At 45.8% G+C, this 12,651-nt stretch carries 12 protein-coding genes, 2 tRNA genes and 1 riboswitch; of the genes, 10 read left to right on the top strand and 4 right to left on the bottom strand.

Annotation, left to right across the window (positions count from 1 at the left end; genetic code table 11):
• The 8 genes from FD973_RS05240 to thiE all read left to right on the top strand — a co-directional run bounded on the left by FD973_RS05240 (position 1) and on the right by thiE (position 7,870).
• Positions 1 to 1,233: an MFS transporter gene (locus FD973_RS05240; protein WP_215324563.1), complete on the top strand. Its 1,233-nt coding sequence runs from the start codon at positions 1 to 3 to the stop codon at positions 1,231 to 1,233.
• A 199-nt stretch (positions 1,234 to 1,432) separates the two neighbouring features.
• Positions 1,433 to 1,507: transfer RNA gene (locus tag FD973_RS05235), tRNA-Arg, on the top strand.
• 222 nt (positions 1,508 to 1,729) lie between these two features.
• A complete protein-coding gene (locus FD973_RS05230) occupies positions 1,730 to 2,563 on the top strand; it encodes an NUDIX hydrolase family protein (protein ID WP_215324562.1) in 834 nt (277 codons plus the stop codon).
• Between the two features lie 76 nt (positions 2,564 to 2,639).
• Positions 2,640 to 2,749: riboswitch (TPP riboswitch) on the top strand.
• A 37-nt stretch (positions 2,750 to 2,786) separates the two neighbouring features.
• Positions 2,787 to 4,727, top strand: coding sequence for a phosphomethylpyrimidine synthase ThiC (thiC, locus tag FD973_RS05225; protein ID WP_251368846.1), 1,941 nt, complete (start codon positions 2,787 to 2,789; stop codon positions 4,725 to 4,727).
• 14 nt (positions 4,728 to 4,741) lie between these two features.
• Positions 4,742 to 5,893: an FAD-dependent oxidoreductase gene (locus tag FD973_RS05220; RefSeq protein WP_215324561.1), complete on the top strand. Its 1,152-nt coding sequence runs from the start codon at positions 4,742 to 4,744 to the stop codon at positions 5,891 to 5,893.
• Positions 5,884 to 6,081 (top strand): sulfur carrier protein ThiS, encoded by a 198-nt coding sequence (gene thiS, locus FD973_RS05215; protein WP_215324560.1) that lies wholly within the window; start codon positions 5,884 to 5,886, stop codon positions 6,079 to 6,081. The genes FD973_RS05220 and thiS overlap by 10 nt, the downstream gene beginning before the upstream one ends.
• 17 nt (positions 6,082 to 6,098) lie before the next feature.
• Positions 6,099 to 6,917, top strand: a complete 819-nt coding sequence (locus tag FD973_RS05210) for a thiazole synthase (RefSeq protein WP_215324559.1) — start codon at positions 6,099 to 6,101, stop codon at positions 6,915 to 6,917.
• A gap of 26 nt (positions 6,918 to 6,943) precedes the next feature.
• Positions 6,944 to 7,870, top strand: a complete 927-nt coding sequence (gene thiE / locus FD973_RS05205; protein ID WP_215324558.1) for a thiamine phosphate synthase — start codon at positions 6,944 to 6,946, stop codon at positions 7,868 to 7,870.
• 9 nt (positions 7,871 to 7,879) lie between these two features.
• Here thiE and thiD read toward each other — a convergent pair whose 3' ends face one another.
• Positions 7,880 to 8,764: a bifunctional hydroxymethylpyrimidine kinase/phosphomethylpyrimidine kinase gene (gene thiD, locus FD973_RS05200; protein WP_215324557.1), complete on the bottom strand. Its 885-nt coding sequence runs from the start codon at positions 8,762 to 8,764 to the stop codon at positions 7,880 to 7,882.
• A 21-nt stretch (positions 8,765 to 8,785) separates the two neighbouring features.
• Here thiD and FD973_RS05195 point away from each other — a divergent pair.
• A tRNA-Asn gene (locus tag FD973_RS05195) sits at positions 8,786 to 8,861 on the top strand.
• Between the two features lie 112 nt (positions 8,862 to 8,973).
• Positions 8,974 to 9,744, top strand: a complete 771-nt coding sequence (locus tag FD973_RS05190; protein ID WP_251368845.1) for an alpha/beta fold hydrolase — start codon at positions 8,974 to 8,976, stop codon at positions 9,742 to 9,744.
• 15 nt (positions 9,745 to 9,759) lie between these two features.
• Here FD973_RS05190 and FD973_RS05185 read toward each other — a convergent pair whose 3' ends face one another.
• From FD973_RS05185 to FD973_RS05175, 3 genes are read right to left on the bottom strand one after another with little or no spacing between them, the layout of a single operon-like run.
• Positions 9,760 to 10,695, bottom strand: a complete 936-nt coding sequence (locus tag FD973_RS05185; protein ID WP_215324556.1) for an electron transfer flavoprotein subunit alpha/FixB family protein — start codon at positions 10,693 to 10,695, stop codon at positions 9,760 to 9,762.
• On the bottom strand, positions 10,696 to 11,451 hold the full coding sequence (locus FD973_RS05180; protein ID WP_215324555.1) for an electron transfer flavoprotein subunit beta/FixA family protein: 756 nt from the start codon (positions 11,449 to 11,451) through the stop codon (positions 10,696 to 10,698).
• A gap of 56 nt (positions 11,452 to 11,507) precedes the next feature.
• The gene (locus FD973_RS05175; protein WP_215324554.1) at positions 11,508 to 12,641 is read right to left on the bottom strand and encodes an acyl-CoA dehydrogenase; all 1,134 of its coding nucleotides are present in this window, start codon (positions 12,639 to 12,641) and stop codon (positions 11,508 to 11,510) included.
• Positions 12,642 to 12,651 lie beyond the last annotated feature (10 nt).

Here is a 12,651-nt window from a genome sequence, read left to right as displayed (position 1 = left end):
ATGAGTCACATCACAGCAAAAGCAAGCCTCACTATGAAGCAAGTTCTCATATTTGGGGGTTTCATGGTCACCATGTCTATGGGTATACGACATGGCTTTGGGCTTTTTAATCTACCAATTACCTCTGCGAATGGCTGGGGTCGAGAAACTTTTGCACTAACAATCGCCCTCCAAAATTTAATCTGGGGCGCAGTGCAACCAATTACGGGCGCATTAGCCGATCGTTATGGCGCTTTCAAAATTATGGTTGCTGGTGGGGTGTTATACGCATTGGGATTAGCAGGCATGGCTGTCTCCACTGACATCATGAACTTCACCTTAGCTGGCGGATTACTGATTGGTCTTGCGCAAACCGCTACCACTTACAGCGTGGTGTATGGCATCTTGGGTCGCAACGTTCCTGCTGATAAACGGGTTTGGGCAATGGGCATTGCCGCTGCTGCTGGATCTTTTGGTCAGTTTTTGATGATTCCAGCAGAGCAAGGATTGCTGAGTGCATTTGGCGCTCAAGATGCACTTCTCATGTTGGCACTCATGGCTAGCTTAATGATTCCAACTGCTTTCATGTTGCGTGAGAAAAATTTTGCACACTCCCACAACCATGGCGATCAAACTATCAAGCAGGCTTTAAAAGAAGCGATTAGCAATCCGAGCTTTCGCTTTCTAACACTGGGTTATTTTGTGTGCGGTTTTCAGGTAGTGTTTATCGCGGTGCATTTAGCACCGTATCTCAAAGACCTCTCAACGAGCTATCCCGCTGTTGGTGCGCCGGCAGTTGCCACAACTGCGCTAGCCCTTATCGGTCTCTTTAACATCTTTGGCACCTATAGTTCAGGCATTCTGGGACAACGTTTTCCGAAACGATATTTACTTTCAGCAATCTATTTGGGTCGCTCTATAGCCATTACCGCTTTTTTACTGCTGCCACCCACCCCAATGAGTACCTATATTTTTGCTGCGATTATGGGCTTTTTGTGGCTATCCACCATTCCCTTGACGAATGGCATCGTGGCTCAAATCTTTGGCGTTAAATATCTGACGATGCTCTCTGGTTTGGTATTTTTCTCTCACCAACTAGGAAGCTTTTGTGGTGCATTCTTAGGGGGCTATTTATTTGACTTAACAGGTTCATATTCAATCGTTTGGAAAATTGCGATTGGATTGGGTGTATTTGCTTTCTTGGTTAATCTACCCGTCAAAGAACGTGCGCTACAGAGAACAGTTAATGCTTAGTAATAAAAAGATTTTTTGGAAAATCATTTTCTATGGTTTTGTTTTATTTACTTTGCTAATTATTTTTTCAGCTTACTACGCACCTGACATGATGGTAGCGATAAGCAATCAAGTATGGGCTCTTTGTGGATGGTGAATAAAAAAGTCTGATTCTTTTTTGCTTAAAATTCGTTTAACACACTTTGATTCTTCATTCATTCTCGCCGTAGCACAATGGATAGTGCACATGCCTCCTAAGCGTGGGATACAGGTTCGATTCCTGTCGGCGGGACCAAAATTCTCATACTTATCCACAGATATTGTGGATAAATCCAAAAAAGTTTTCGTAAGTCACGGATTTGTATAGAGTGAGCTAGTCTGCTTAAATTCTAAGCAGAATATTTTTTAAATTATTGTGCACTTGCATAAAATAATTATCTGAATGTTGTTCCAACATTGTGTTATGCAAAATAAACATTGAGAGCAATTCCTCTAGAGTTCCCTTACACTTGGGTTCATGACTAGCCTCTCTACCAGCACGATTGCCGCCCTAGAGGAAATGCTGCAGAATTCTGCGCGCTCTGCTCCTGCAGACTTTATGCCAATTTACTTATCGCGCGGGATTGCCCAAGAACAACCGATTGGTTATCTGAATCCAGAATTTACTCACTACCTTCATGAGTCGCTTCAAAAGCAATCTATACCTCTAATCGCAATTGGCAATGACAGACTTACGATTCAATCTGGCAAGCCTAGAGAATTATCTTCAAGCCTTTATCAATTGGCTGAACGAATGCGAATGGGTGGATTTATTCCTGGTTGGCGTAATGAAGATTTCGCTTGGGTAGATCAAAATGGGCACAAATACTTTCGTCTAGAGCGCGCAGCATTTCGAACATTTGGTTTTCGTAGTATGGCCACGCATATTAATGGCTATACCAAAAACAATATGATTTGGTTGGGTAGACGTAGCGAGACTAAACCCACTGATCCAGGTAAGTTAGACAACCTTGCAGCTGGTGGTATTTCAGCCGATGAAACGCCATGGGTTTGCGCACGTCGAGAGCTTTGGGAAGAAGCTGGAGTACCCGAACAGATTGCCGATCAAATTGAGCCCGTTGGACGCATTCATATGCGTCGCCCAATCGCTGGTCGGGGTTTTCATGATGAGCAACTTTTTATCTATGATTTGGAATTAGCTGACAACTTTGTGCCTACCAATCATGACGGCGAAGTGAGTGGATTTATTGAAATTTCTCTTCCTGAAGCCGCTGCCAGAATTTTGGCCGATGAATTCACCTCGGATGCTGCATTTGTAACGGCTGACTTTATATTGCGACGCAATAAGTAGGCTTTATAACAAGCCCTTTGGCCTAATTGACTGACGTCATGTAGGAATTACTTAATTCGTGGTTAAATTCTATCTAAGGATGAAACAGGGGTGCCCTTCAATTAATTGTTTTCATTGAAGGCGCTGAGAAAGACCCTAAAACCCGATCCAGGTAATGCTGGCGTGGGGAGTTACATCAGACCGACACCCGGTTTCGTCCATCTAAAACAGCTAGGAGATGGACATGAGTACAGGCAAAGCCTCAAACAAAAGCGTTAAACACGAGATTCCCAGTCTAAAGAGTTTGGAAAGAGACTTTGGGCAAAAATTTGCCTATCCAGCCTCTACAAAAACTTATCTTCAGGGTTCGCGTCCTGACATCAAGGCGCCAATTCGTATGATTGAGCAGCTCCCTACTAGAGTAGGTGAAGAATTATTAGCCAATCCACCTGTTCCAGTCTATGACACTTCCGGACCATATAGCGATCCTGACGTAGTGATTAATCTTGAAAAAGGTTTACCAAGATTGCGTGACGCGTGGATCGCAGAACGTAACGATACTGTTCAGCTAGCTGGTCCTAGCTCGGAATACGGGGTTGCTCGCTCCAAAGATGAAGCAACCCAAAACTTACGCTTTGCCCACATCAGCGCCCCTCGTGTTGCCAAATCAGGTCAAAACGTCAGTCAGATGTATTACGCCCGCCAAGGAATCATTACACCTGAAATGGAATGCGTAGCATTGCGCGAATCCATGGGATTGGAGCAGTTACGCAAAGATCCTGCATACAAGCAGCTCTTGAAACAACACCCCGGCAAAGGATATGGCGCAAACCTACCCGAGGTCGTCACTGGTGAATTTGTGCGCTCAGAAATCGCTGCGGGTCGCGCGATTATTCCAGCCAATATTAATCACCCCGAATTAGAGCCCATGATTATTGGTCGCAACTTCCGCGTGAAGATTAACGGCAACCTAGGGAACTCCGCCGTAACCTCTTCCATTAATGAAGAGGTAGAAAAGATGGTGTGGTCAATTCGTTGGGGAGCTGACACCATCATGGATCTTTCTACAGGTAAACACATTCATGAAACACGTGAGTGGATTATTCGTAATTCCCCAGTACCTATTGGAACAGTTCCAATTTATCAAGCTTTAGATAAGACTGGCGGTATTGCAGAAGACCTCACCTGGGAAATGTTCCGCGATACTTTGGTTGAGCAAGCTGAACAAGGTGTGGATTACTTTACGATTCATGCGGGTGTATTACTCCGCTATGTTCCGTTGACAGCTGATCGTATTACTGGAATTGTTTCTCGCGGTGGCTCGATCATGGCCAAATGGTGTTTAGCACATCACAAAGAAAATTTCCTTTACACCAAGTTTGATGAGATTTGCGAAATCATGAAGGCCTATGACGTTTCATTTAGCCTTGGTGATGGCTTACGTCCTGGGTGTATTGCTGATTCAAATGATGCTGCGCAATTCGGTGAACTTCATACTCTAGGTGAACTCACTGCGAAAGCATGGAAGCATGATGTGCAGGTCATGATTGAAGGCCCTGGACATGTACCAATGCAACGCATTGAAGAAAACATGACTGAAGAGCTTAAGCATTGCCTAGAAGCGCCCTTCTATACACTTGGACCATTGATTACCGATATTGCACCTGGCTACGATCACATTACCAGCGGTATTGGTGCCGCACAAATTGGTTGGTATGGCACTGCAATGCTTTGCTATGTCACCCCAAAAGAGCATTTGGGCCTGCCTGACAAGGAAGATGTTCGTGAAGGCATCATTACTTACAAAATTGCTGCCCATGGCGCTGACTTAGCTAAAGGCTTGCCTGGCGCTCAAGTGCGAGACAACGCTCTTTCTAAAGCCCGTTTTGAATTCCGCTGGGAAGACCAATTCAATCTTGGCTTAGATCCTGAACGCGCTCGCGAGTACCACGATGCAACACTACCAGCCGAAGGGGCAAAAATTGCACACTTCTGCTCCATGTGCGGACCAAAGTTCTGTTCAATGAAGATTACACAAGAAGTGCGTGACTATGCCGCCTCTCTGGATGCCGATGGAAATCCGAAGTCTAAGGTTATTCCAATTGCTGAAGTGGCGGATGCATCGAAAGGTATGGAAGAAATGTCTGCTGAATTCCGCAAACGCGGTAGTGAGATATATCAGTAAACCTTACTTGAACGATGGTAGATAGCTTGAGCCTTTCTAATAACAAGTACGCAATCGTTGGGGGCGGCCTAATGGGTCGCTTACTGGCAGTTGCGCTTGCTAAAAGTGGTGCTCAAGTTGATCTTTTTGACAAAGGTAACCCCGAAGGCACTCATGCTGCAGCGCGTATTGCTGCAGCAATGTTGGCACCTCTAGCAGAATCCGCCATTACAGAAGATTCGGTTGTACGAATGGGTTTATACAGCCTGCCTCGCTGGCAAGATCTCGTTGCTAACTTATCAAGCTCAGTTTATTTTCAAAAAGATGGCACGCTCATTCTTTGGCATCGTCAAGATGCAAATGAGGCCGAACGATTTGCAGCTCATCTCGAAAAAAACTGTCGCAACAATCACGCTTTGAGTGCACCACAGAAGCTAAATAATGATGCTTTACGCGAACTAGAGCCAGGGGTTGCGGATCGCTTTAATCAAGGCCTCTACCTTCCCAATGAAGGGCAGTTAGATAATCGTCAATTATTAAGCGCTCTTGTTAATGAATTGAAGCTGTTAAAAGTCAATTGCCATTGGCATACTGAAATCAGCCCTCAAGATATGCGCATCCAGTCAAAATACAAAGCGGTGATTGATTGTCGAGGGACTGGAGCAAAAGAGTTTTGGTCTTCCAATGTCACCTCCAATACTTTACGAGGTGTGCGTGGCGAAGTTGTCCGCCTCTATGCCCCAGAGGTGAAGCTGCGTCGACCCACTCGTCTTATTCATCCGCGATATCCGATTTATATTGCACCAAAAGAAAATGATATATACGTTGTTGGTGCGACAGAAATTGAATCAGATGATCTCTCCGAGATGAGCGTCCGCTCCGCTATGGAGCTACTAAGTGCTGTGTATACCGTTCATAGCGGGTTTGCTGAAGCGCGCATATTAGAAATGGCAACACAGTGTCGCCCCACTCTAAAAAATAACCTACCTGAAATTCGTACTCAACGAAATAAAGGTCTTACGGATTTGATTTTAATCAATGGCTTGTATCGCCATGGTTTTATGATTGCCCCAGCAGTATTAGATTGCACAATGCAACTATTAGAGCATGGCTATAGCAATACCGCACTGGAGTTGGGATTGAGTATCACGCAAAGCAATGCGGAAGCAGAGGTAATATGCGCGTAATCGTTAATCAAGTGGAGTATGAGTTACCCAGCAAAAGCATGATTAGTGATGCACTTGCGCTAATTGATGCCAAGCCACCTTATGCAGTTGCAGTCAATCTCAACTTTGTACCTAAGACAAAACATGCCGAGTTTGTCCTGAATGAGAATGATCAGATTGAAATTATTGCTCCCGTTACTGGCGGTTGAGAAAAAGTGAATTTAATATGAACGCTCCGCTACCCAACAAACTCAACAAGGCCGATACGCTAGTACTATATGGCGAGAGTTTTGCAAGTCGCTTGTTACTAGGTACTTCACGCTATCCATCCCCACAAATACTTGAGAGCGCTGTACAAACCGCTAACCCAGGAATGATTACTGTTAGCCTGCGTCGTCAAGGTAGCTCAACTGCCGAGGCTCACAGCGGTTTTTGGGAATTACTTAAAAAGATGGCTGTACCTGTTTTACCCAATACCGCAGGGTGTCACAGCCCTCAAGAGGTTATTACCACTGCGCAAATGGCGCGTGAAGTTTTTGAAACCAATTGGATCAAATTAGAGTTGATCGGAGATGACTACACCCTACAACCAGATGTCTTGCGATTGGTTCAAACAGCAGAAATCTTGATTAAAGATGGCTTTAAAGTATTACCTTACTGCACCGAGGATTTAATTTTGTGCCAGCGACTTGTTGATGTTGGCTGCCAAGCGGTGATGCCTTGGGCTGCCCCTATAGGCACTGGACAAGGCCCACTAAATCCTTACGCCATGAAATTATTGCGTGATCGTCTCCAAGTTCCGCTCTTGGTAGATGCTGGCTTAGGCCTTCCATCACATGCTTGCACTGTCATGGAATGGGGCTTTGATGGCGTACTTTTAAATACTGCTGTAGCCCTTGCTGATGATCCAGTGATTATGGCTAAAGCATTTGCTATGGCTGTAGAGGCAGGTCGTGCCGCTTATTTATCGGGCGCCATGAAACCTCAAGAATCTGCGCAAGCGAGCACACCATTGGTGGGCACGCCTTTTTGGCATCAATCTTAATGCTATAAGTTCGGTACACTGAGTTCATGAGCCTTATACGAGACCTAGCAGATCAAATTGTTGCGGCACATCGCAATGAGGATTTATGCATCCCTATTCCGTCATTCAGCCTGAATTCTCCGCCACCACTCATTGATAATGAAACGGCTGTGGATCATTACGAGCTAGCTGGGGCATTGGCGAGCATTGATATGGGTTTTATTGAATCTGACGCCAGAGTATTAGGCAAGGCTTGGTCGCGCATGACTATGCAAGACGGTGGATTTAATCCATTGAAGTGGCCAAGCAGGCCAGAACATTTTGATCTGTTGCCGTGGACGCGGAATATGAATCCTAATGCGTTTGCGGAGTGCCCTAAACGTTTGGGTTTGTATGGCGTAATGCCAGATGCCGATTGGGTCAAACGCATGGTTGATGCAGAAATACCGACAGTACAACTGCGATTTAAATCTGAAGATAAAGCCAAAATCAGAAGGCAAATTAAAGAATCTGTTGCAGCCGTAAAAGATAGCAAGACCCTACTCTTTATTAATGATTATTGGCGAGAAGCCATTGATGCGGGCGCTTATGGCGTCCATTTAGGCCAAGAAGACATGGAGCTGGCAGACTTCGATGAAATTCGATCGGCAGGCCTAAGGCTTGGCCTCAGTACCCATGGCTACGCAGAACTTGTGTATGCCGATCGCTTTTGTCCTAGCTATATAGCCATGGGCGCTATCTTTCCCACAAACCTGAAGAAAATGCCAACGGCACCACAAGGCTTAGGACGCTTATACCAATATGCCAAGCTCATGAGTCACTACCCATTGGTAGCAATTGGTGGCATTGATCAAGATAGCATTCACGCAGTATCGAAAAGTGGCGTTGGATCAGTGGCAGTAGTAAGAGCGATAACTCAGGCTAAAGATCCAAAAGCAGCTGTTAAGCATTTACAAGAATTAATGCAAGCCTAAAGCTAAAGGCTAATATTTATCCTTCTCATCTAGCAGAGCAGTTGGATAAAAGTCATGCATATGCCACAGGGGTCCTGGGCCCTCTCCGATAGTTAAAAAGCGTCCAGCCTCCAAACCAGCTTCAACATATGCAATTGCTTTTGCTACCGCATGCGCAAGATCATGTCCATCCGCAAGATAGGTAGCTATTGCAGATGCTAAAGAGCAACCAGTACCATGGGTATTGATGGTATTGACGCGGTAGTGTTTAAATTCTTTTGCTTGAACAATCTCAAGACCATCTTCAATGCTGCGCCACATGAGATAGTCGGTAATCTGAGTATGCGTACTATCCAAGTGACCGCCTTTAATTAGAACGGCCTGCGGACCCATTTCAAGCAATTCTTCTGCGGCTAATTTAAAGTCATTTGGACCAGTGATTTCACGACCAAGTAGAAGAGTTGCCTCGTCTAAATTCGGCGTGATTAGCGATGCCATCGGAAATAATTCTGAAATCATGGCTTGCGCAGTGTCATCACCTCCCAAGCTAGCACCAGAGGTGGCACGCAATACGGGATCAAGAACAATCCGCTTTACCCCATGACGACGCAATGAATTGGCAACTATTCGAACGATTTCTGGGCTAGCGAGCATTCCAATTTTGACAATATCAGCCCCTATATCCATCAAAACCGCATCAATTTGCGCCTCGACGACATCCAAATCAATGTCCTGAATACGCGTGACTCCCAAGGTATTTTGGGCAGTTATTGCCGTGATTACAGTCATGCCATAAGCACCTAAGGCTGTAACAACCTTGAGGTCGGCTTGGAGCCCCGCCCCTCCGCCGCTATCTGACCCAGCAATGATCAGTACTTTGGGGATCTGCACAGAAGTAGGAAGTAGTGATTTCATCTTGCTATAATATCGGCTTATTCCTCGATAGCTCAGTCGGTAGAGCGCCGGACTGTTAATCCGTAGGTCCCTGGTTCGAGCCCAGGTCGAGGAGCCAAGAAATACAAGGCCCTAGAGAAATCTAGGGCCTTTTTCTTTGTCTTCATCTTAGAAAGATTTCTAAGATGGGCTCAATGGTTCTAGGCACTTCTATGTGATAGATTGCAGATATGGCTTTTACGGATAAGACAATTACGACTGAGCATGGCGAAATATTTATCCGAGAATGGAATCCCCATTTCATTGATTTAAGCCCTATTGTGCTGATTCATGACTCCTTAGGCTGCACTGAATTATGGAGAAACTTTCCAAGCGAACTAAGTGAAATAACAAAGCGGCGAGTAATTGCCTACGATAGACTCGGTTTCGGAAAATCGGGGGTTATGCACAAACCCATTTCTAAGCAATTTATTTCTGATGAGGCAAGCAATACCTTCAGCAATATTCTGCAACATCTTGGTATTGGGCATTTTGTTGTTCTTGGTCATAGCGTGGGAGGCGGTATGGCTCTGCACTGCGCAGCGCAATTACCTGAGCGCTGCGATGCCGTGATCACAATATCGGCCCAATCATTCGTAGAAGAAAGAACATTAAACGGCATACGAGTGGCTCAAACACTATTTAATGATCCAGCTCAAGTTGATCGATTAAAAAAATACCATGGAGAAAAAGCCCAGTGGGTATTAGATTCTTGGATACATACTTGGCTTGCAGATTCTTTTTCGAATTGGTCACTCTCAGAAATGCTAGCAAATGTAAAAGCCAAGCTATTAGTCATACACGGTGTTGATGACGAGTACGGCAGCATGGAACATCCGCAACGTATCGTTGACTTATCTGGTGGTAAATCTATCTTGATGCCACTCGAAAATACTGCGCACTTTCCTCATCGAGAACAAACACCTATTGTTCTCGATGCCATTAAGAATTTTCTGGATTAATAACTTACGTTTGCTTTAATTGAGCGCACTCATCAATTCAGGCACCGCAGCATTTAAATCCGCTACTAAACCATAGTCGGCAACACTAAAGATCGGTGCTTCTGGGTCTTTGTTAATCGCCACAATGACCTTAGAGTCTTTCATACCTGCTAGGTGCTGGATAGCACCAGAGATACCCACAGCGATATAGAGCTGGGGAGCGACGATCTTGCCCGTTTGTCCTACTTGGTAGTCATTGGGTACATAACCAGCGTCTACTGCAGCGCGGGATGCGCCTAAAGCAGCTCCCAGTTTGTCTGCTAATGGCGTAATAAGTTCTTGATACTTCTCACCAGAACCTAAGCCACGACCACCAGAGACGATGATCTTGGCAGCAGTCAGTTCGGGACGATCCGATTTAGTGAGCTCACGACCTACAAAGGCAGAAGAGGCTTTACTCTCAGCGGGATTGGTTTTCTCAATCGAGGCTGAGCCACCAGTAGCAGCTACTGGATCAAAGCCGGTAGTGCGCACCGTGATGACCTTGATCGGATCTGCGCTTTGCACTGTGGCAATCGCATTACCAGCATAAATGGGACGCTCAAAGGTATCGGCAGAGACTACCTTGGTGATATCGGATAACTGCGCTACATCAAGCTTAGCGGCAACGCGTGGCAGGACGTTCTTGCCATTGGCTGTTGCCGGAGCCAAGATATGGCTATAGTTGTTTGCAAGGGCGAGGATTTGCGCTGCTAAAGGCTCAGCCAATTGATCAGCTAGATTAGGAGCATCAATTTGAATGACTTTACGCACACCCGCAATTTGCGCGGCGGCTTGGACGGCGGCATCTGATTGATTACCCGCTACGAGGATATCGACTTCAGGGGAGCACTGCAGAGCAGCGGCTACGGCATTGAGCGTTGCTGCCTTTAAGGATTGATTATCGTGTTCAGCGATGACGAGAGCGGCCATTTAGATTACCTTTGCTTCATTTTTGAGTTTGTCTACCAAAGCGGCAACATCGGCCACGATGACCCCAGCAGAGCGCTTGGCAGGCTCTTGTACCTGCAGAGTCTTTAAGCGGGGGGCAATATCCACCCCTAAGCTATCGGGAGTGATCGTATCGATGGTCTTTTTCTTGGCCTTCATGATGTTCGGAAGCGTCACATAACGCGGTTCATTGAGGCGCAAGTCGGTGGTAATAACCGCGGGTAGTGACAGAGCAATGGTCTCCAAACCACCATCGACTTCCCGAGTTACCGTGGCTTTGTCATCGGCTACGACTACCTTGGATGCAAAGGTAGCTTGGGCGATATCTAAAAGGCTAGCTAACATCTGACCGGTTTGATTGCTATCGTCATCAATGGCTTGTTTACCTAGGATGATGATTTGCGCCTGCTCTTTTTCTGCTACGGCTTTGAGGATCTTGGCTACGGCTAAAGGCTGCAAATCGGCATCCGGAGCAGTCTCGACCAAAATCGCGCGATCAGCGCCAATCGCCAAGGCGGTACGCAGGGTCTCTTGGCACTGGGTAGGGCCGGCGCTAACCACAACGACCTCGGTAGCAACACCAGCCTCTTTTAAACGCACCGCTTCTTCGACCGCAATCTCATCAAACGGGTTCATGCTCATTTTGACGTTGGCTAGATCGACGCCACTACCATCGGATTTAACCCGAATTTTGACGTTGTAGTCGACCACGCGTTTGACAGCTACTAGGATTTTCATAGAGTTTTCTTTATTAACTAAGAGTACTTAAGTAATTATTAATGAGGTGAATTGATTTACTGAGCAATCGCCCTACCAATTACTAAGCGTTGAATATCACTAGCACCCTCATATATTTGACATACACGCATGTCACGATAGATGCGCTCAACTGGGAAGTCGCTTACATATCCGTAACCACCATGAATTTGAATGGCATCAGTACAAACCTTCTCCGCAACTTCAGAGGCAAATAATTTGGCCATTGATGCTTCAGTTAGACAAGGTTTGCCAGCGTCTTTTAGTACAGCCGCACGCCATACCATTAATCTCGCAGCATCTAGTTGGGTTGCCATATCCGCCAAGCGAAAATTAACAGCCTGATGTTCGATAATGGGCACGCCAAAAGTAATACGATCTTTTGCGTACTGGATTGCAGCATCTAAAGCTGAGCGCGCCATTCCTACAGCTTGCGCGGCAATGCCAATACGCCCCGCCTCTAAATTAGAGAGAGCAATTTTGTATCCTTCCCCTTCTTTGCCCAAAAGACAAGATGCTGGAATACGACAATTCTCAAACAAAATCTGTGCCGTGTCTGAAGCATGTTGCCCCATTTTTTCTTCTAAGCGAGCAACAATAAAGCCTGGAGTATTAGTAGGAACTAGAAAGCAAGAGATTCCTTTTTTACCAGCCGCCTTATCTGTAACGGCTAACACAATTGCTACATCAGCATGCTTACCTGAAGTAATAAATTGCTTCACGCCATTGATGACGTAATAATCTCCATCACGATCTGCTCGAGTCGTAATAGCGGAAGCATCAGAACCTGTGTGCGGTTCCGTTAAGCAAAAACATCCCAGTTTTTTACCGCGAGCCAAAGGTTTTAACCACTCTTCTTTTTGCGCATCACTTCCGTATCTAAGAGTGATGCCGCAAGCTAAAGAATTTTGGACGCTCACAATCGTAGAAGTAGATCCATCGCCAGCGGCAATTTCTTCAAGAGCAAGCACTAAAGACATATAGTCCATACCTGCACCGCCCCACTCCTCTGGAACTACCATCCCCATAGCACCGAGCTCACCCAACTCTTTAATTGCCTCATGTGGGAAGGCATGGGTTTTATCCCATTCAGCAGCAAAAGGTGCTAGTCGCTCCTGCGCAAAGACACGCATAGAGTCACGAATCATTTCTTGTTCAGAACTTAATATCATGAATTAACCT

The sequence above is a fragment of the Polynucleobacter sp. MWH-Braz-FAM2G genome, assembly GCF_018687635.1.
In the GTDB taxonomy this organism is placed as follows: Bacteria; Pseudomonadota; Gammaproteobacteria; order Burkholderiales; family Burkholderiaceae; genus Polynucleobacter.
Note: the sequence above shows the minus strand (reverse complement) of the source record. Positions and strands in the feature narration are given on the sequence as shown.